This is a genomic window from Edaphocola flava, from assembly GCF_004118155.1.
Classification (GTDB): Bacteria; Bacteroidota; Bacteroidia; order Chitinophagales; family Chitinophagaceae; genus Edaphocola; species Edaphocola flava.
The window spans coordinates 265,483-285,112 of sequence record NZ_SAIQ01000003.1 but is presented as its reverse complement, the minus strand read 5'-3'; the positions used below and the strand labels follow the sequence as shown (position 1 = coordinate 285,112).

At 43.1% G+C, this 19,630-nt stretch carries 16 protein-coding genes; 13 read left to right on the top strand and 3 right to left on the bottom strand.

From position 1 onward, the window contains the following. Positions 1-8: 8 nt before the first annotated feature. Both EMP01_RS10725 and EMP01_RS10720 read left to right on the top strand, forming a co-directional pair. Positions 9-2,135 carry a hypothetical protein gene (locus EMP01_RS10725; RefSeq protein ID WP_129021513.1) on the top strand — a complete coding sequence of 709 codons (2,127 nt, stop codon included), beginning with the start codon at positions 9-11 and terminating at the stop codon, positions 2,133-2,135. Beyond that, a complete protein-coding gene (locus EMP01_RS10720; RefSeq protein ID WP_129021512.1) occupies positions 2,129-3,424 on the top strand; it encodes a hypothetical protein in 1,296 nt (431 codons plus the stop codon). Before EMP01_RS10725 ends, EMP01_RS10720 begins: the two co-directional genes overlap by 7 nt. On the opposite strand, the gene EMP01_RS10715 is transcribed toward EMP01_RS10720, so the two are convergent. Beyond that, positions 3,421-4,167, bottom strand: coding sequence for a menaquinone biosynthetic enzyme MqnA/MqnD family protein (locus tag EMP01_RS10715; protein ID WP_129021511.1), 747 nt, complete (start codon positions 4,165-4,167; stop codon positions 3,421-3,423). The genes EMP01_RS10720 and EMP01_RS10715 overlap by 4 nt on opposite strands. 55 nt (positions 4,168-4,222) lie before the next feature. Here EMP01_RS10715 and rnhA point away from each other — a divergent pair, with 55 nt between their 5' ends. Next, on the top strand, positions 4,223-4,687 hold the full coding sequence (gene rnhA, locus EMP01_RS10710) for a ribonuclease HI (RefSeq protein WP_129021510.1): 465 nt from the start codon (positions 4,223-4,225) through the stop codon (positions 4,685-4,687). A 75-nt stretch (positions 4,688-4,762) separates the two neighbouring features. Here rnhA and EMP01_RS10705 read toward each other — a convergent pair whose 3' ends face one another. Further along, a complete protein-coding gene (locus EMP01_RS10705; protein WP_129021509.1) occupies positions 4,763-6,769 on the bottom strand; it encodes a putative porin in 2,007 nt (668 codons plus the stop codon). A gap of 252 nt (positions 6,770-7,021) precedes the next feature. Between EMP01_RS10705 and EMP01_RS10700 the strand changes: the two genes are divergently transcribed. From EMP01_RS10700 to EMP01_RS10680, 5 genes are all read left to right on the top strand, one after another. Beyond that, positions 7,022-8,473, top strand: a complete 1,452-nt coding sequence (locus EMP01_RS10700) for an acyl-CoA dehydrogenase family protein (protein ID WP_129021508.1) — start codon at positions 7,022-7,024, stop codon at positions 8,471-8,473. 407 nt (positions 8,474-8,880) lie between these two features. Then, positions 8,881-9,504, top strand: coding sequence for a Crp/Fnr family transcriptional regulator (locus EMP01_RS10695; protein ID WP_129021507.1), 624 nt, complete (start codon positions 8,881-8,883; stop codon positions 9,502-9,504). A 192-nt stretch (positions 9,505-9,696) separates the two neighbouring features. Next, positions 9,697-10,959, top strand: a complete 1,263-nt coding sequence (locus EMP01_RS10690) for an aminotransferase class I/II-fold pyridoxal phosphate-dependent enzyme (protein ID WP_129021506.1) — start codon at positions 9,697-9,699, stop codon at positions 10,957-10,959. 47 nt (positions 10,960-11,006) lie between these two features. After that, entirely contained in the window at positions 11,007-11,684 is a 678-nt protein-coding gene (locus tag EMP01_RS10685; RefSeq protein ID WP_161971316.1) for a TetR/AcrR family transcriptional regulator, read from the top strand. 228 nt (positions 11,685-11,912) lie between these two features. After that, positions 11,913-12,341: a GNAT family N-acetyltransferase gene (locus EMP01_RS10680; RefSeq protein WP_129021504.1), complete on the top strand. Its 429-nt coding sequence runs from the start codon at positions 11,913-11,915 to the stop codon at positions 12,339-12,341. A gap of 227 nt (positions 12,342-12,568) precedes the next feature. Here the strand turns inward: EMP01_RS10680 and EMP01_RS10675 are convergent, their stop codons facing one another. After that, entirely contained in the window at positions 12,569-13,519 is a 951-nt protein-coding gene (locus tag EMP01_RS10675) for an NAD(P)/FAD-dependent oxidoreductase (RefSeq protein ID WP_129021503.1), read from the bottom strand. A 122-nt stretch (positions 13,520-13,641) separates the two neighbouring features. On the opposite strand from EMP01_RS10675, the gene EMP01_RS10670 reads away from it, so the two are divergent. The 5 genes from EMP01_RS10670 (at position 13,642) to EMP01_RS10650 (ending at position 19,594) form a co-directional block, all read left to right on the top strand. Beyond that, positions 13,642-14,028, top strand: a complete 387-nt coding sequence (locus EMP01_RS10670; RefSeq protein ID WP_129021502.1) for a Fur family transcriptional regulator — start codon at positions 13,642-13,644, stop codon at positions 14,026-14,028. 294 nt (positions 14,029-14,322) lie between these two features. After that, entirely contained in the window at positions 14,323-15,114 is a 792-nt protein-coding gene (locus EMP01_RS10665; protein WP_129021501.1) for a patatin-like phospholipase family protein, read from the top strand. 116 nt (positions 15,115-15,230) lie between these two features. Continuing rightward, on the top strand, positions 15,231-15,629 hold the full coding sequence (locus tag EMP01_RS10660) for a BlaI/MecI/CopY family transcriptional regulator (RefSeq protein ID WP_129021500.1): 399 nt from the start codon (positions 15,231-15,233) through the stop codon (positions 15,627-15,629). 25 nt (positions 15,630-15,654) lie between these two features. Next, entirely contained in the window at positions 15,655-17,103 is a 1,449-nt protein-coding gene (locus tag EMP01_RS10655; protein WP_129021499.1) for a M56 family metallopeptidase, read from the top strand. A gap of 40 nt (positions 17,104-17,143) precedes the next feature. Then, positions 17,144-19,594: a TonB-dependent receptor gene (locus EMP01_RS10650; RefSeq protein ID WP_129021498.1), complete on the top strand. Its 2,451-nt coding sequence runs from the start codon at positions 17,144-17,146 to the stop codon at positions 19,592-19,594. The last annotated feature ends 36 nt before the right edge of the window (positions 19,595-19,630 follow it).

The window sequence follows — 19,630 nt, the reverse complement described above, 5'->3', positions numbered from 1 at the left end:
ATCCCATCATGAAAAAGATTACTTACCTGATTGCAATGGGTGCCTTACTGCCCATCGCAGCCAACGCACAACAAAACGAAATACCTGCCCCGAAAAGAGCTGATTATGTTGTAGAGATCAACCTTCCCTATATATTTTCACAGACAGATATACATCATATTGATCAGTCGGAGAGTGCCCGTTCACTATATGAATCCCTCTTCGACCTGAATCATAATTATGAATCTGATAAAGACATAACCCAGTCCGGTATCGATCATCAGCGAAAAGCCTATATGCACTTTGTGATGACAGACAGTGTGAACTATGAAGTGCGCCTGCTACCGATTGCCAATGTAGATCTGTTCAAAAAAGTAATGGATGTAAACGAGCGCAAGCAGTCTAAAGAAATAAACGGTGGCCGCATCTTCTTTATTAAAGACAGCGATAAAAGATTGTTTATAGCCAACTCTGGTGCATACGGTATCTTAATTGATGGAAGTGAGCGCTACAGAGCATTTGAAGACAGTGTACGTGCAGCCCGCTACAGTATTAAACCGGTTGAGTACAGTGATTACTATCTGAATGAAGACGAAGACGTAACAGAGGCCACAGCAGTAGAAGTAGCTCCGCCACCACCGCCACCGCCACCTATAGTACCGAAAAGCAAGAAGAAGCAAGTCGCCAAAACAGAAACGACAAAGATTGTAGAAATTGCACCACCACCACCACCTCCTCCGCCAAAAGTAGCAATAGTAACTTATGAAGGGAATAAGGAAGAAGAGGCCGCAGAAGTTGTTGAAGCCGCTGCTGCTGAGGTTTATGAGATTGCCTCGGCTGTTGCAGTAGATACCACAGCTCCATATATAATAGATGCGCCTGTTGTGATAGAGCGTTCGGTTGAATATAATAGCAATTTTGATCAGGAGCGCTATAATGCAGACCGCGAATTATATGAGCGCAAAGTAGATTCTGTAATGAATATCTGGCAGGAGCAATTCCTGGAAAATATGGTTGTGTCCAATACGGGTACGTACCAGCAGCTGAGCTATTTCAAAGACCTGGAACGCCCTAAGTCGAATAGTGCCTTCACTGTTTATATGAACGCTTCCGCCTCTCCGGTTACCTCCTGGATGGGATACTTTTACGGAGTGAACAGCTGGCTGAGAGAGCAACCACAGGAACAGAAAACCAGTGAAGATAACTGGGTAATGTTGCAGCTTAATTTTGAAAGCAATGCGGTTAAAGTAAACGCATTAACCCATACTGATGAACGCAACGGAAAACGCATCAGCCGTATTTATAAACGCAAACTGAATCCGAAATTTGCCCGCTACATTAACAGCAGCAGTGATATTGGTGTTGTGGCCATGGCCTTCAATACACAGAATTACCTGGAAGAAATGCCGGGTATTTTAAAGGATGCTTTCAACCAGTTACATACATACGGAAGCCAGGAAGCAACCCTGCTGGCCGATGTATTCAGCCTGGTGGTCGATGAAAAAGCTATTGGCAAAGCCATCAGCGGTGATGCTGCTTTTGTATTTACCAACATCAAGCAGAAGTCATACAAAACGATAGAATATATATGGGATGAGGAAACTTATGCCTCTACAGAAAAAGAAGTGGAACGCCAGGAGAACTTACCCAACTTTCTGCTGATGTTTACCACAAAAGATGATCATATATTCCATAAACTGCTGGACTATGCTACAGAAAAGAACCTGATGGTCCTGGAAAACGGGATTTATAAAATCAGTGAAAAGAAAAGTTACGATCCATTTGATTACTACTGCCTGATCAAAGACGGTATTGTATTCATAGGTACCGATGCTGCAGAAATGCAGGCCATCAAAGACGGCGCACAACGTGGCGGACTGACCAAAGCAGACAAGCGTTTGCTGATGAAGCACAATGGATCGGGATGGTTCTATGCCAATAAGCTGGTAGATAAGATCATGAATGAAGAAGATGGTTCTATGCGTAAACTGCGCATGAATAAACTGCTGAATAATGTAGGACAGATGCAGTTTGCCACAGAGAAAAACAAGAAAGGACGTGTAGAGGCCAATTATATCCTGAACATTCCGAATCAGCGTACAAACGCTCTGGAATACCTTATTTATTTACTGGATGATATGAGAAAGGCATGGTAAAAAAGATTGTCATTTCCATTCTAGCTATTGCGGTATTGATTGCGGTAAGTGTATGGGGATTTATGTATTATAAACGGACACAGTCCTTTAATATAGCCGTCCCCGCAACTGCGGTAAATGCCGTGCGCATTAATGTAGAACAGATCGGTATAGACCTCTTGCTTTCCGGAGGTGCAGAAACGTCCGGACAAAAGAAAAGTGGCAAAAAGGAAAAATACGGATTGGAATTACCGTTTAATGTATTTCTGTTCGGACTTAAGGATATGCCTTCAGGTTTTCTGCTGAGCCGCTGGGAAATCAGCAATAACGGCGATTTTCAGGCCTTTCTGAAAACCAGCTTTGATTATAAAAATGGTGTTTTTATACATAAAAGCAAACTGTTTAGTTGCATCTATAATGAAAAGACTGTTATTCTGATGACGAGCACCCGGCCGGATGAAAAAATGCTGGCTGCAGCAAAAGCATATTTGTCAGGATTAAATACAGTTGCTTTAGCAGAGAGCAAATGGAATAATCTGCGTAGCACAACTGATGATATCTCCATTGCCGGGGATATGGGGAGCGGACAACTTAATTTTGAAAAAGGACGTATCCATGCACATTGGACGGATACAGATACCGCAAAACGTGGTGCCGTCATTGCTGCGCCGCAGGATAAGGCACTGGCCCTGCATTCTGGTGCTAACCTGGTTACTGATTTGTCTGGTCTGCTCAAAGAGCGTACCGATAGTGTGCATTGGGATCGGTTACAAACGGTATTCAGCAAAGGTTATACCCTGTATATCAAGGGGGCAGTAAGCCAGCAGGAATCTGTAGTGACCTATGATTTTGATGATAATTTTGAAAAGGTTGCAAAGGTAAGTGTACAGCAAAAGCAGGTGCCCGGCGTATACCTGCACACCACATTGGCCAGCCCGGAAAGCCTTACCATACTGCAACAGGAGTCGGTAATTACTCCACCGGATAGCATTTCAAAAACCATATTCCCTTTATTTGGCTTACAATATGCCGTACATAATGGAGGGCAATTTCTGGTGAGTAGCAACATTTCCGCTGCAGATCATAAACAGGAAACCGTTGCCGATGGGGAATTGTATTTGTCCTTATGGTGTAATGTAGACCAGATAAGGACTCTGCCTGTCTTTACCGATGCAGCAGTTTACCTGAAGCCTTTTAAAACACTGCAACTACAAGGCCGTAAAAATGGAAGTAAAAATAATTATGATGTAGAACTGATCTTTACCGATCAGCAAAAATATGCCTTAAAACAAGTACTGGACTTGTTTTAAGGCATTTCCTTTAAGTATTGAAGAAATAACTCCAATCCTTTACGTTTATTATCATCCAGCTGGTAGCGGATATTTTGTCTATAATAGGTGTCCAGGCTATATTCCGGGAATGGATTTGCCGCGATCACCTCATCAATGTGCTGCAGTCCCAAAGCGTTTGCTTCACTGAACTCACGGATGAAATCTTCAGGAAGCGCCTTGTTGGCAATCCATGCTGCAAATACAAAGTCATAGCCGGTAAAGGCTTTCCAATGTGCTGCCAGGTCATAGATATAAGGGAAGTGATGATTGGCTTTTAAGGCACGATCACCGATAATAACTGCTGCTGTAGTACCTTGTACATGATCGATAAAATCTTCTGGTGCAGGGAGTATGACCACATCTTTTTTCCAGTGATGTTTTAATAAAATCTCCGCCAGTTTTACAGAAGTACGGGATTGGTAATCCATATAAATCTGTTCTACCTCTTCCAGCGGGCAATGACTATAAATACAAACAGAGGCTACGGGGCCGTCTGCAGCAATACAATAGTCCGTGACGATACGTGCATCAGGGATAGTCAGGATAGCGGCAGTAGACACAAGGCCTATATCTGTAGTGTCGTTCTGTAATTGGGCAGCAATTTGCGAAGGGTAGGCAACATTCAGGTCTATGCGGGATAAGACAGGGTGGCGTTCGATGCCATATAATAGCGGTTTTGTATTAAGATAGCTTACCGCAGTAACTTTTATGTTCCGATTCAAAATTGTACTTTTGCCGCCAAAATTACCTTTAATTTACTAAACGCAACGCTTTAATTTGTCATTAATAATCTACACAGACGGCGCATCCAGAGGCAACCCGGGCAGGGGAGGATACGGTATTATTCTCCAATGGGGTTCAGTCAAAAAAGAACTGTCACAAGGCTATCGCCTGACCACCAATAACCGTATGGAATTACTCGCGGTGATTGTAGCCATGGAGGTACTGACCCGTCCCGGCCTGCAGATCATGGTCTATTCCGATTCTAAATATGTGATTGACTCTGTTGAGAAAGGCTGGGTATTCGGCTGGGAGAAGAAAGGGTTTGAAGGAAAGAAAAATCCGGATCTGTGGCAGCGTTTTTTGAAGCTGTACCGTAAACATGAGGTCAGATTCCATTGGGTAAAAGGCCATGCCGATAATCCATACAACAACCGCTGTGATGTATTGGCTACTACCGCTGCCGATGGCGGCAACCTGCTGGTAGATGTGGTATATGAGCAGGAGTTCTATGGAAAATAAACATCAATTTACTATATAATAGCAGAGCCGGGCACATGCCCGGCTCTGCTATTATATAGGTATTTCTTACCCACATTAGTTCATCATGATCCAGTTGAATCCCAGGCGCAGGTACACATTCGGAGCCGGATAGCCCGGTGCCTGCATTACGTTCTTAGTCCAGAACAGCTGCTGTAGCTGGTCTCCGGTAACAAAAGCCCTCAGTCGTTTTACTTTGAAATTAAAGAAAGCCGATAATTCCGGTCTGTTGTTGATCAGTATATTATCCTGGTAGTAGAACTGGTTGTAGAAAGGGCTGTAGCCATCGGCATAATATGCGGTATGGTACCTACCTTCAAGTCCCAGGTAGGCATCCAGTCTTCCTTTAAAGATGGGTAGTTTATACGCCAGCTGATGGCGCAGCATCAAAACAGGTACATGTACCGGTGCATTGTTCGTAGCCTGTTGCCATACTGCTTCATTGTCCAGGTCAAAGGCTCCGAAGGTAAATCGCTTGCGGGCCGCTAACTGCAGGATAGAAAATGCAGGACTGTATTGCTCAAAATGCTGATCACTGTTCAGGAAAATATAGTTTGAGATCAGTTGATTGCTCAGGCTTACATCCAGCTTCCAGCGATCAATCAGCAATCTGCCGTAAACCTTTGTTGTTGTTTGTTTAGCAAAGGAGTTATTTAATTCAAAAAAATTAGTCCTGAATTTTTGTGTATAGTATGCAGGATCATTGATTGACTGCATAGCGCCCAGGGTAATTTGCCCCAAATTGAGGAATCGCTTGGATAAAGTCCCGGAAACATTAAGATTGCCCGCCGATTGCCCCAGAAAGAAAAAACTTGCATTGGCCAGATAGGTCCATTGCTGAGGTTTTAAGGCCTCTTTCCCGATCTGTCCGAATAAGTAGACGTTGTCGAAATTGAACAAAGAATCTTTGATATTCGGAATGTATGCGATCGTACGGAAAAAATCTTTACGATAGCCAATGCCCGCTTCTATCTTCACTTGCTGGCTGTCCTTGCCCAGAAAGGTGTTGAGCGAAAATTTATTGTCAAGGCTAGTCCAGTTCTGCACTGACTTCAGGGTATCGGATACCTTAAAACTAAAATTGCCGGCATACAGGTAATTTACAGAATCTGGACTACCATCAGTAAATTGGTGACGGGTATGTTCCAGGCTGATAACATGTTTAATAGAGAATCGCGGGGTGAAGCTATAGGTCACCTTTGTGGAGTCATTATTGTAGATGGAGTCCTTTTTTCCCCATGCATAGCTGTTCTCCAGAAAAAAAAGATTATTTCTCTGGCGATTATAAACATCCGATCTTGTTGCCGCAATTCCTTGATTATCAAACCTTACTGGGATGCTAATGCGATTTTTATATAAAGGCTCAGTTAAAAAACTGTCATTTCGGATGCCGCCGTTCTCATCTTGTTTGAAATTGTTAAATATTATACCGAATTTTGTGCGCAGCCGTTCATTCTGACTTTTATAGTTGGTGCTGAAGAAACCATTAAATCCGGAAGTGCGTTGCAGGTTGAAAAAACCATCAGACACATTATTCGCCAGTTTAAAGGTAAAGTTCCAGCGGGGATTAATGTTTTGTGTGTGCATCAGCTCAACCCATTGCAGTTGTTTGCTGCCCAGCATAAAAGAGAATGAAGTGTATGGTCGGGTAGTGTGAATGAAAGGGAGGCTGTCGATTGTGTATTTATACACATCCCATCCATTATAACCAAGGTACATTCCCGGACGGGTATTTGTGGTAAACATCAGATTTCTGGCTGTTGTACCCCAGTTGCCGAGGTCTTTGTACCACACCGGTTGCGTATACTGATTGCGATGAAAAAATAATAAAGAACTGTCGAAATAATGCGGCACTTCACTATTATAATATGTATATTGTATACGGGCAGGTGCTTCGTCCCAGTCTGTGTTCTTTTTCTTCTGTAGTGCCGTATCTTTGGCCGCCTGTGCAAACGGGTTTGCCTCAGCAGTGCTGGTTGTGGGGCTGATTTGGGCCCGGAGTGGAGTATAGGAAAGAGAACAGGCGAAAAACAGTAATAGAGAAACGTACAGTCTTAAAGTCATGGTTGGGCGCAATTCTGTTAAACCAATTGGTTTGAAGGGCAAAGCTAAGTTAATTACGGTATTTATTAAGTAAATATTGTATGGGAACAAATATAATATTAGCAATTATATGTCCCGGCTGGCACAAGGTTTGAGGGGATAATAAATAAAATAAAGAATGAAATTAGTATTTTGTTAACCTAGGTTAACGGAATTCAACGAAACACGGTATATTTTTACGATAATAATTAAGTAGTATAATTTGAAAATTATATGGGCTCTTCATCGGTTACTATAGATAAGCATCATACTCAAGAAACGGTTACCTTTCTTCACACGATAGAATCTATAATGCAAAAGCATTATAGGTCTAATACATTTCCGAATGAAGCCTTTCCTCGCGAAGACTGGAAAAGGCTGACGGACAATGGTTTGCTGCTTTCTATGATCCCGGTTGAATATGGAGGAAGAGACAGTCACGAAGAGATCTGCGCATTGATTGAAATAATGGCAAAATATAATCTGCCATTAAGCATGTATACAATGATTATAACATTGCTGTTCATCAGGAATGTTGCTAAATACGGATCTCAGGAGCTTAAAGACGAAGTATTACCTTTATTCAGTACCGAGGCATTGGTTGGTGGTTTTGCACTTACAGAGCCACATTGCGGCTCTAACCTGTCCCGTATGTGTACAGTATATCGCCAGGAGGCAGATGGAAGGTATCACATTACAGGTCAGAAGCATTGGCAGGCATTCAGTCTGAGTGCAGACTGGTGGCTGATTGCCGCTAAAAATGCAGAGAATAATAACGAATTCGGTTATTTTATCGTCAAGCGCAGCGAGGGTTTCAGAAATATTGAAGAATATAATGCATTAGGACTTAAAGCGATTGATTATGGTCGCAATGAGATCGATGCATATGTACCGGCTTACCGCCGTCTGAATGTATCTGCAGAACGCCTTGACGGAGCAATAGATATGCTTTGTGCTTCTCGCCTTAGTATGTGCGCTATGTCCAGCGGCTTCATTGGCCGTATATATGAGGAAGCCACAGAAAGAGCGGCACAGCGTAAAATCGGTAACGGTGCGCTGCAGGATATCGCTTATGTACAATATCGTTTGAAGTTGATTGGATCCGGTAAAACAATATCACAGGCTTTACTTTCATTTGTAAGCCGTTATAATGATTTCCGTAATGTGCTTACCGAGAATTTTTTCGAGGCGCAGGCCATCAAAGCGTTATCTACAGATAAGATGCTGGAAGGAGCCTTAAACTATCAGCAGATATGCGGTGGAGATGGTTATCGTTATAACGCTCCGAATAACAGTGCCGCATATGCGCTCCTGGACAGCAGGGTGTATACTGTCTTTGACGGAACCAACGATTTACTGTACCAGCAGATTACAGAATATTGCCTGAAGCAATGTGAGGGTATTCCGGTATCCCGTTTCCTGGCTACTTATGATAAGACCCGTTTCGGATTGAAACATGTTAATTTCGATCTTTCCATTTTAGATAAAAACGACAATCAGGCGCAAAAAGTATTTAACGGACAGATAATAGCCCGTATATTTGGTCTTAACTGCCTGAACGATGTAATGCAATTGGAGGAGGAGCAACGCCCATTCGAATATGAAGAATATATCAATGCCGTATCTTTCTTAATTGCTGATATAAAGAAGGTTATCACGGAATCGGAATGTTTCAGCCGCATTTAGCAGAGGAGATTGAAAAAAAATAATTTTTTTTCAATCTGTTAACCTAAGTTAAATAAATTGTTGAAACAGTTATTTATCTTTGTTGTAGAATTAAGTTAAAGAGGTAGCCGAAAAGCAAGTGTAGCCTGACTTTGAATAACGAAACTTAATTCCCATAAATTTGTACTCTTCATACAGCTCATATTTAAATCTGTAAAGAAAGCCCCTTTTTAGGGGCTTTATGATTTTATACAAGGACTATTATTTATATATCATTATAAACGATGCCGTTAACTAAAAAGTTTTTGTTATCTTAGTCAAATTTTCACACCCTTTCAGGTAAATAAAAGGGTAAAATTTACTGGCTAAAGATTGTTTTTTTGGTTTGGAGGTGTGATTGTAATTTTGCAAATAATATCAACTTGTGTATGGAACTAGAGTTTGTGGCCTTAGCCAACTACTTAGAAAATCATTTAAAACTGAGCAAAGAAGATGTAGCACTTTCTTTACCCTACTGGAAGAAATTCTCTTATAAAAAAGGAGAATATTTTAACCAGTACGGAAATGTTTGTCAACACTTGGGCTTTATAGTATCCGGAATTTTCCGTACATACTATATTGATGACAACCTTAAAGAAAATACTGTATTTATCTATACTCCAAATGAATTCGTAACCGCTTTCCGCAGTATGGTGCAACGCATACCCTGTATCTATTATGTACAGGCGCTGGTGCCTTCTTATATTGTGAGCATCCACATCAATGACCTGGAGTCACTTTACAGCAAATCAAAAGGATGGGAAAGAGTAGGGCGAGCGATTGCGGAGGATGCGTTTTATAAATTACTGAACCGCATGGAAAACCTGGTTTTCCTGAATGCAGAAGATCGGTACAAGCAATTCCTGGAGAATTTCCCTGATTTGCCGGACCTGATTCCGCAATATCATATTGCTTCCTTCCTCGGTATTGAGAATCCTTCACTCAGCCGTATCAAAAACAGGCTTAAGACCGTAGGTACTAAAGTTGCCAATGGAGACCAGGAGGAAAATTAATTCAGAAATAAGTATTCAGATTATTAATTGTCATTAATGCTCCCAGGCCGGGAGCATTAATGATTTAGATTCAAATATTTATATACTTGGGTTAACGATTATGCGTATAAATGTGAAACTTATCTTGCAATTAGGTTAATTATATCACAATAAAAGGATTACTTTTATCATACACTAATAAATTTTTGGGGTATGAACGTGAAAAGTACATTCGAAAACGCGTCCTTTAAGGACTTTGAGAATATTCCGGGTATGGGAATATTTGAGCGGGCTAAAGAGCTTAATGCCTTTCTTTTATACTTAAAAGAAAATAACAGGCATCATTACAGGAAGATCAATTATGATATGTCTGGACCAATGGTTAGGCATATTGGACCTGATGGAAAAGAAAAGGAACTGCTCAATCTTGTGAGCAATGACTACCTCGGCTTTTCGCAACACCCTGCCGTAAAGAAGGCTGCTATAGATAGTATTCAGCAGTATGGAACGGGTGCCGGATCTTCTCCGCTTATCGGTGGTCATTATGATTATCATGAAGAACTGGAGCGCAAGCTATGTCATTTCTTTGGTCGTCCGGAAGGCTGCTCTCTTGTATTTACCACCGGCTATACTGCAAATAGTGCCACTTTACAGGCGCTCTTGCAGAAAGAGGATATTGCGATTATGGATATGGCAGTGCATGCCAGTGTGTATGAGGGGTGTTTGTTGACCAATACCAAGCGCTTTCTGCATAATAACCTGGAGATGCTGGAGATGGCATTGAAAGACGCACAGTTCAAGTATCGTAATAAACTGGTGATCATTGACGGTATATATTCGCAGGATGGGGATATGGCACATGTGCGGGAGATACTGCAGCTATGCAGACAATATGGTGCCTTGCTGATGCTGGATGATGCACATGGTATCGGTGTAATCGGAGCAAACGGAAGAGGCGTACTGGAGCACCTGGACCTCTTGCAGGAGATAGATATCATTACCGGAACATTGAGTAAGTCTTTTGGTAATATTGGTGGATTTGTAATCTCTTCTCCGGAAATGATCGCATTCCTGCAGTATCAGTCGCGGCAATATGCATTCTCCGCGGCAGCTACACCGGCTATAAGTGGTGTAGTAAAGGCTCTGGAACTATTTGATGAAGAGCCTATATGGCGTCATCGACTGAGAGAGAATATTGAATATTTTAAAAAAGGACTGACTGATATGGGGTTGGATGTGGGTAATACCTGCTCAGCCATTATCCCGGTAAAAATAGGTGATCCGCATAAAACGGGGCAGGTAGGAAAGATGCTTCTGGAGTTTGGAATATATGCCAATCCTATACTTTATCCTGCCGTGTCTAAGAAGGATGCCCGTATACGAATGAGTTTAATGGCTACACACAATTGTGAACAATTAGGTAAAGCCCTTGAAGCATTTGAATTTATAAATAAAAAGTTGGAACTTGCAAATTGAAAGGGTATTAATAGTAATAATACGATAATTTAGAAGTAATGAAAACAATGAATAAGGAATCCCAGGAGAAAGTTACAAAAGCGCGTAAAGTAACGGATGGCGCTATTCGTAACAAAGCTCGTACCAAGAGAAAACTGCTTGATGCAGTAGGAGAGGTCTTGCGTACGAAGGGCTACACCGGTTTAACTATTCGCAACATCATTGAGACTGCTGGAGTAGACAGAAGGTTAATCTATCTGTATTTCGGAGGAGTAGATCAGTTAATTGAGACTTATCTGAATGAAAAGGATTACTGGATGAGTCAGATCAGTCCGAAGACGCAGGCGATTATGGAAGCCGCCGACAACTTCGGTCAGAATGAAATTACGGCCATCTTACATACCATGTTTGATGAGGTATTTCAGTCTGCTGATTTGCAAAAAATCCTCAATTGGGAAATCAGTGAGTTTCAACCAAGATTAAGAGAGCTGGCAGATAACCGTGAAGAGTTAGGCAAGCATTTATTTAAACTTACCGATGCAAACTTTGCTAAGACAGATATTAACCTGAGAGCCATGATGGCTGTACAGATCGCAGGTATATACTATCTTATTCTTCATGCTTTATCAAACGGGAGTACGTTCTGTGAGATTGACCTGAATGCTCCTAAAGGCAGAAAGGCGATTAAAACAGCACTGTCCAAAATGATGGAGCTGATTTACAAAGAAGCGGAGAGTCAAAAGTAATTCCTCTTTTCTTAATCAAAGATATAGCACCCCTTATACAGGTTATTCTCAACCTGTATAAGGGGTTTTTTGCCTTTTTTTTAGTTGGTTAAATTATTTGCTTCAATTTAATATATTGATTATTATAAATAAATATATATTAAAATAAATTATTTTACTTTAGATTGTTTTAAGATTAAAATAAATACTGAACAGATTGACTCCGGCGTTTCTATAAGAAAAGACTATATGGATAAAGAATACAGTATACATACCGGCTATGAGGCTATGGATATTGCGGCCATACATCAATACTTATCACAAGAGAGCTATTGGGCAAAAGGTATACCTTTTGAAACAGTACAGCGATCGTTGCAACATTCATTTTGTATCGGTGTCTTTAACGGTGGCATGCAAGTCGGGTTTGCCCGGCTGGTAACGGATTACAGCACATTTGCCTACCTGGCAGATGTCTATATTCTGTCTGTACACAGAGGCAAAGGGCTTTCTAAAGAAGTGATGCAATACATCATGGATCTGGATTGGATGGCTGGTTTGAGAAGGATCATGCTGGCTACACTTGATGCCCATGGCCTGTATCAGCAATTTGGCTTTAAAGTCACAGAGACACCTGAGCGAATCATGGAACGTAGAAAAGAACAGGCTTATACCAAATAGGTATAAGCCTGTTGCTGTCCGCATACCGCAATAACGGTTACGATATAGGGACAGTCTAAGGTTTAGGTTTTAATTATTTTGAAGTAAATGAAAACGGTGTGTGATAGGGTTTAGTCCGTGTGCTATTATTCTTTTTTGTCCCATGCAAAGGTAGGATCACATATCCGGATACCGTAGGGTGTTTTACCCGTATTTTTACCGGGGTTTCACCCCTGTGCGCACAAAACCTATACCAGTCTTTGTTTTAGTAATGCTTCATTCAGTTCCCTGTTAAGGGCTGCACCCGCCATAGACCCGCTGTATACGGCTTGTGCAACAGAGCGCATACCAGAACTATTATCTCCGCACGCATAGACTCCTGCTATTGAAGTCTGCTGCATCATGTCAATAACAATATGACCTTGATCTGTAAGCGCACAGCCCAGGTTAGCTGCAATAGTACTATGCTGGACAAATGGCAGGCGTGCATACATAGCCGGTACGGCAAGTGTAGTGTCATCATTAAAAATAATCTCCTCCAGTTTGCCTTCTTTATGCCTGATCGAGGCCAGTGGCTGCTCTATAATATGTACAGGCAACTTTCTCAGCTGGCTGATCTGCTCTTCAGTCATGGTAACCGGACCATTGGTCAGCAGGTATAATTCTTTGCTCCAGTTGTATAACAGCATGGCAAATTCAAAAGCCATATTTCCATTGGCCAGTATAGCCGTAGGCTGGCTATGGTATTCGTATCCGTGACAGTACGGGCAGTGAATAACAGAGATGCCCCAGCATTCGGCAATACCTGGTATTTCCGGCATCATATCCTTAATACCCGTTGCCAGCACCAGTCTGTGGCTTTTGTACTGGTCTCCTGAAGCTGTTGTTGTGGTAAAGAGGTTTGCGTCATTTACACTGTTAATGGCAATGTCTTTGCAAAGACTAATGGTCGGGTAGGCGAGCACCTGCTCCAGTGCTATGGCAGACAGTTCTGCCGGTGTACTCCCATCGCGGGTCAGGAAGTTATGCGAGTGCGGTGTCTGACGATTGCAGGGTATGCCACTGTCAATAATCAGTACCTTACGCAATGCCCTGCCAAGGGCCATTGCAGCCGACAAGCCTGCATAGCTGCCGCCTATAATGACTGCATCATAGAGGACTTCGGTAGAGGGCTGCAGTGTATTTATTTCTTGTATCATAATTCAGATTTTTAATGGAGGATTAACGATTGCTGCTGTATCTTTGCTAATGCAACTTAGTTGCAAAAATAAAGCTTCATAATTAATTGCAACTAAGTTGCATTAATAAAATTTGTGTTAAAATGAGCAATTCAAGAAATACTATAGCGCGTACCGAGATACTGAACCTGATCAGGGAAGCGGGAGAAGCCTTGTCTCATGCTGATCTGCAGGCATCTTTAGGCGATTTGTGTAACCGTGTTACGATCTACAGGGTGCTGGACCGTTTGCTGGAGGAACGCCTGATCCATAAGATCGCAGATGTAGATGGGAATATTACCTATGCGGCCTGTCACGATTGCAGCAGTCGTCATTTGCATAATCACATTCACTTCCGTTGTGAGGCGTGTCAGTCTGTAACTTGCCTGAACCGGGTAGAGCCCGAGTTTAAGCTGCCGAGACAGTATGTGGTACATAGCATGAACTTTACCGTATCCGGTCTGTGTCCCAAATGTTCGGGTAAGCGATAATGCAGGTTCAGGCTCAATAATGTATTGCTTCAGCCTCAAATAAATGTAAAGGCTTGGAAATGCAGGGATCGGCTTATTCTTTTGTAGTCCGGCTGTGCAGCAGGTATTATCTGCACTGCATAAAACTTCCGGAAATACTCTGTAAAAGCATTTTCAACATACCCAAAAACAAAAACACACATCAACCCGGTCATCCCTTTGGCCGGGTTTTTTATGCCCTGCATACCGGTTTTGATAACAGCACTTTAATAGACAGATGTGGGATTTTTACGGCAAAATGCGTATGTTAGCAATATGATCGTGAACCATAGATTAGGTATTACTTTATCCGGTGGCGGATTCAGAGGGGTAGCCCATCTGGGAGTACTGCAATTCCTTTCAGAGCTGGGCATTTCAGCGAATGAACTGTCCGGAACCAGTGCCGGTGCACTTATCGGTGCATTGATTGCTGAAGGGTACAAACCCCTGGAGATATTACAGTTCTGTAAGGATGAAAAATTCTTCAGCTATTCAGATCTCCTGTCTGCCAGGCGCAGTGGTTTGTTTAATACCATAGTATTTGAGCGTATCGTAAAGAAGTATATTCCCCACGATAGTTTCGAAGGATTGAAAATTCCTCTTTATGTATCCGTTACCGATCTGACCAATGCAGCATCACTTATATTCAACCAGGGGTCATTATCCTTTGCTATTAAATGTTCCTGTTCCTTTCCGCTGATCTTTCAACCCGTAAAATATAAAGAGGATGTATATCTCTGTGACGGAGGTATTATGAATAATTTCCCGGTAGAACAGATGCGGGCTTCCTGTAATAAAGTGATCGGGATAAATGTGAACCCGATTAGCCGCATGGAAGGCAATATCAGTTATAAAGAAGTGATCGGCCGTATTATTCGTATAGCAACATCAAGATTGTACAATCTCGAGGAAAAACAATGTGATATATATATGCAGCCGGATGAGATTAATCGTTACGGCACATTCGATTCCAAGAAAATACAAGAAATTTATGACCTGGGCTATCGCTATGCACAGGAATTTGAAGAAGCCTTGCTGGAACTGAAGGCATCACTGCAAAAGCCATAATATTGAGTGCGCCCGGCTATGCCGGGCGCACTCAATATTATGGCGAGTTTCCAATATTTACATTTTTTTGTGAAGTAATATATTGTTCGTACGAAAAGTTTCGTACCTTTGGTTTCATGCGTACAAAACAACAACATAAATCCACCTCCGAACCAACCAAGGCAGAGCTGGAAATACTGAATGTACTGTGGGAACACGGCAGTGCTTCCGTGCGTTTTGTGAACGACCGGCTGAATGAAAGCCGGGAAGTAAATTATACCACCACCTTAAAGCTCATGCAGATCATGGTGGAGAAAGGTATCCTGACGCGTGATGAAAGCAGTATGAAACATACTTACAGTGTGGCGGAGGCCGAGCAGGATACCAAAGCACATTTGCTGGACAAATTTGTAGAGACTTTGTATAAAGGTTCGGCCAGTAAACTCGTTATGCAATTACTGGGCAATAAGCGTACCTCTTCTAAAGACCTGGAAGAGATCCGTAAAATGCTCGATAAAATGGACCCTAAGCAATAATTTTTTAACCGGTAAACAGATCACCATGAATTCAATCCCCTCCGGCCTGATCAAAGCGGTATATCACAGCCTGGCACATTCTCTGTGGCAGGGCATATTGCTGGCCTTGCTGGCGGCAATCATCATCGGCACCACCCGAAAGGCCGCACCGGCAAAACGATACAATCTTTTATTGGGAGCACTGCTCTTATTTATACTGGGCAGCACTTTTACCTTTATATACCAGTTACAGGATATCAGCCATTACCGGGTATCGATAAGCGTTACACACGGATCCGATCTTTCTTTTGCGGCTTGGGTGCAGCAGCTCACTGATCGTATGATGGCCTGGCCTTATGTGGGCCAATTCACTTATTGGTTGAATACACATGCCGGTCTGATTGTGCTGGTCTGGCTTTCCGTCATCTGCCTGCGTATGCTGCAACTGGCGCTGGGCCTGAATAGCATGCGGTCTTTACGCCGCAGTGCAGCGGATGCTGTTCCTGCCGAATGGAAACATTATGTACAACAAACAGCACAAACATTAGGCATTCATCGTGGTGTACAGCTGGCCATTTCCGGTCTTACTAAAGTGCCGCTGACGCTGGGTTATTTCAAACCATTGATACTGGTGCCTGCCGGTTTACTGGCACGGGTTTCTCCTGCAGACCTGGAGGCTATACTGGCGCACGAACTCGCGCACATCCGCCGCAGAGATTACCTGGTCAACCTTTTACAGCATATTGTTGAAACTGTATATTTCTTCAATCCTGCGGTATGGTGGATATCCTCGCTGCTGCGGGCAGAGCGGGAGCATTGCTGTGATGATGTCGCTATTGCACTGACACAAAATAAGAAACAATACCTGCAGGCACTGGTTGTCTGTGAGGAATATGCAATAGCTACACCAGCCTATGCCTTATCCTTTGCTGGCAGAGGCCATCAGCTGAAGGATCGTGTGCTGCGCCTGGTTTCCGGATACAGCCGCAATGGCAACCGTGCCGAAAAAGCAATCCTGAGCATGTGTCTTTGTACCCTAATACTGGGAGCTACAGCAATATATAGTTATACTTATAAACCTTTGCCGGCGTCCGGTACACCGGCTGTAACAGCCAGCAGTATTGTCCCGCCTGCATTACCGGGTTTAGCGACCGAAGCAGATGTCTGTCCGCCGCCACCGGCAAAAACAACAAGTAAGGAGACCCAAGCTGAAACAACTGTGGCCAATAATATGCCCCTTTCTGCAGTTGCCGTATCCGGCACAGCAGCAAAAGATACTAATCCTGTAGAGACTGTTGTGGTAGAGATGGAAAAGGATGGATTAGTAGCCGTCAATGCACCGAATGTGCAAGTGCGGATCAGCAATAATGTTGTGGTCGTGAATGGCATTACCATAGGAGTAGATCTGTCGCGCAAATACCAGGATCACTATGTGGCCTTAAGCGGTACAGAGGGAGACTGGCAGGTCAATTACGAACGAGAGACTACAAATTAAACAACCCATTTTACCCGAATAATTTAATTCAAATCATCACATGAATAAACTGTTTACCCAAACGGTCCTGGTATCCTGTGCCCTGACTGCAAGCCTGAATGGCGCTGCCCAGCAGCAATCATCTGCTGTTAACGGTAAGGTTTCCGACCATACTGCACAAGGCTTAATGGCGGTTACTGCAGCGCTGATCAGCCCGGACGAATCAACTGTTATCAAATCGACCATGAGCTATGAAAATGGTCAGTATGTACTGGATGACATACCAGACGGACTGTACCGCATCTGGCTCAGTGCAGTCGGTTATGAAGAATATAAAAGTGATACCTTCCGTGTCAGTGGTGCTACAGTACACTTACCAGCTGTGCAATTAAAGCAGGGTAATGGTATGTTGAAAGAGGTCAGTGTGGTGGCCAGAATCCCATTTGTAGAACAGAAAGTAGATCGTACCGTGGTGAATGTAGATGCTTTGATCGGTAATGCAGGTAGTTCGGCACTGGATGCACTGGAGAAGTCTCCCGGTGTACGGGTAGACCAGAACGGAGGTATTAGTCTGAAAGGCAAGCCCGGTGTTATGGTCTTTATTGATGATAAACCCACATACATGTCCGGCACACAATTGCAGGATTACCTGCGTTCTATGCCGGCTTCCGGCCTGGAAAAAATTGAGCTGATGCCCAATCCGCCAGCCCGTTACGATGCGGCCGGTAGTGGAGGGGTGATTAATATCCGCACCAAAAAGAACAAGGCCAATGGCTTTAACGGAAATGTAAGCCTGGGGCTGAACCAGGGACAGTATACCCGCAGCAATAATAGCCTGAACCTGAACTGGAGAAAGAATAAGGTGAACATCTTTGCCAGCCTGGGTTATGGCCGTCAGAACAGTTTTAATGACCTGGATATCTACCGCCGGTATAAGGATACCGATGAAAGTACCCGTTCCTTCTTTGAGCAGAATACCTACATCCGCCGTAAAGGAGATGGGTATACGGGTAGAGTAGGAGCAGACTTTTACCAGGATGAACATAATACCTGGGGCGTACAATTCAACGGACAATTAAACCAGGGTAAACAGGTTAATGATAATACCAGTAATCTATTAAATTCCGGCCGACAGACCGATTCTGTGATCAAAGCATTGAATACGGAAAAAGACCAGTTTCGTAATGTGGGCGTCAATGCCAATTACCGACATCGCTTCGATAATGCAGGTCATGAATGGACGGCAGACCTGGATTATATCCGCTACCGCACCCATAACGATCAGCTCTTCCTCAATACCACTTATATGCCCGATGGTGCAGTATCGCAGCGCGATCAGCTGAATGGTAATCTGCCTTCGGATATCTACATCTATTCCATAAAGACCGACTATACGCGTCCGACCAAAAACGGATTTGTGATCAGTGCAGGTTTGAAATCAAGTTACATCAAGACCGATAACCTGGCAGAGTACTTGTACACCAAAGACAATGTGACGACACCGGATTATGATAAGAGCAATAACTTTATTTACAAGGAGAATATCAATGCCGCGTATATCAATACCAACAAGGAGTTCAACCGTTTCTCCGTGCAGGCGGGTTTGCGCATGGAGCATACTTTATCTGATGGGCATCAGTTGGGTAATGCCATGAAGCCAGACTCCACATTCCGCAGAGAATACCTGAGCCTGTTTCCTACGCTGTATATGAATTATAAACTGGATAGCGCAGCTAAACACCAGGTGAATCTGAATTACGGCCGCCGCATCAATCGTCCGTATTACCAGGATATGAATCCGTTTATTTCCCCATTAGATAAGTTTACCTATTATGTCGGAAACCCTTTCCTGAAGCCATCTTTCACCAATAGTATTGCCCTGTCTTATATTTATAATAACCGCATTACGGTAACCATGTCTTATGGTCGTACACGCAATGAAGTACAGGAAACCATTGAGATGATTGGCAATACCTATTTTAGCCGCCCGGGTAATATCGGTCGTAATGTAGTAAAGAGTATCTCTGTAGATGCCAACCTGGAGCCGCTTTCCTGGCTTACCCTGAGTGCGTATACAGAATTATGTAACATCCATTCCCGCAGTAATTTCTATACCGGCATACTGGATAATAAAGGTACTTACTGGTTTATCCAACCTATGGCACAGGCCCGTCTGGGCAAAGGCTGGACGGCAGAGCTGAGTGGCCGCTATATCACTGATGTGACCACAGCACAGTTTGTGATCCTGAGTAATGGTGGTGTAAATGCAGGCCTGCAAAAGGCTATAGGCAAACAAGCCACCTTAAAATTAGGCGTGAATGATATCTTCTATACCAATGCCAATAACGGTATTATCAATAACCTCTACCTGACCGATGCCCACTGGACCAATAAGCTGGATACGCGTCAGGCCATACTCAGCTTCAGCTATCGCTTTGGTAAGGCAATGAACAATGACCGCAAACATGATGCTACCGGTGCGGAGACGGAACAGGGTAGGGTGAAGAAATAAGAAGTTGAAAGAGCGTTGTATTTATATACAACGCTC

Coding starts and splice junctions, on each gene's coding strand:
- EMP01_RS10650 (WP_129021498.1), top strand. CDS start 17,144: ATGAATAAACTGTTTACCCAAACGGTCCTGGTATCCTGTGCCCTGACT.
- EMP01_RS10720 (WP_129021512.1), top strand. CDS start 2,129: ATGGTAAAAAAGATTGTCATTTCCATTCTAGCTATTGCGGTATTGATT.
- EMP01_RS10705 (WP_129021509.1), bottom strand. CDS start 6,769: ATGACTTTAAGACTGTACGTTTCTCTATTACTGTTTTTCGCCTGTTCT.
- EMP01_RS10660 (WP_129021500.1), top strand. CDS start 15,231: ATGCGTACAAAACAACAACATAAATCCACCTCCGAACCAACCAAGGCA.
- EMP01_RS10670 (WP_129021502.1), top strand. CDS start 13,642: ATGAGCAATTCAAGAAATACTATAGCGCGTACCGAGATACTGAACCTG.
- EMP01_RS10685 (WP_161971316.1), top strand. CDS start 11,007: ATGAATAAGGAATCCCAGGAGAAAGTTACAAAAGCGCGTAAAGTAACG.
- EMP01_RS10700 (WP_129021508.1), top strand. CDS start 7,022: ATGGGCTCTTCATCGGTTACTATAGATAAGCATCATACTCAAGAAACG.
- EMP01_RS10690 (WP_129021506.1), top strand. CDS start 9,697: ATGAACGTGAAAAGTACATTCGAAAACGCGTCCTTTAAGGACTTTGAG.
- EMP01_RS10675 (WP_129021503.1), bottom strand. CDS start 13,519: ATGATACAAGAAATAAATACACTGCAGCCCTCTACCGAAGTCCTCTAT.
- EMP01_RS10680 (WP_129021504.1), top strand. CDS start 11,913: ATGGATAAAGAATACAGTATACATACCGGCTATGAGGCTATGGATATT.
- EMP01_RS10665 (WP_129021501.1), top strand. CDS start 14,323: ATGATCGTGAACCATAGATTAGGTATTACTTTATCCGGTGGCGGATTC.
- EMP01_RS10725 (WP_129021513.1), top strand. CDS start 9: ATGAAAAAGATTACTTACCTGATTGCAATGGGTGCCTTACTGCCCATC.
- EMP01_RS10695 (WP_129021507.1), top strand. CDS start 8,881: ATGGAACTAGAGTTTGTGGCCTTAGCCAACTACTTAGAAAATCATTTA.
- EMP01_RS10655 (WP_129021499.1), top strand. CDS start 15,655: ATGAATTCAATCCCCTCCGGCCTGATCAAAGCGGTATATCACAGCCTG.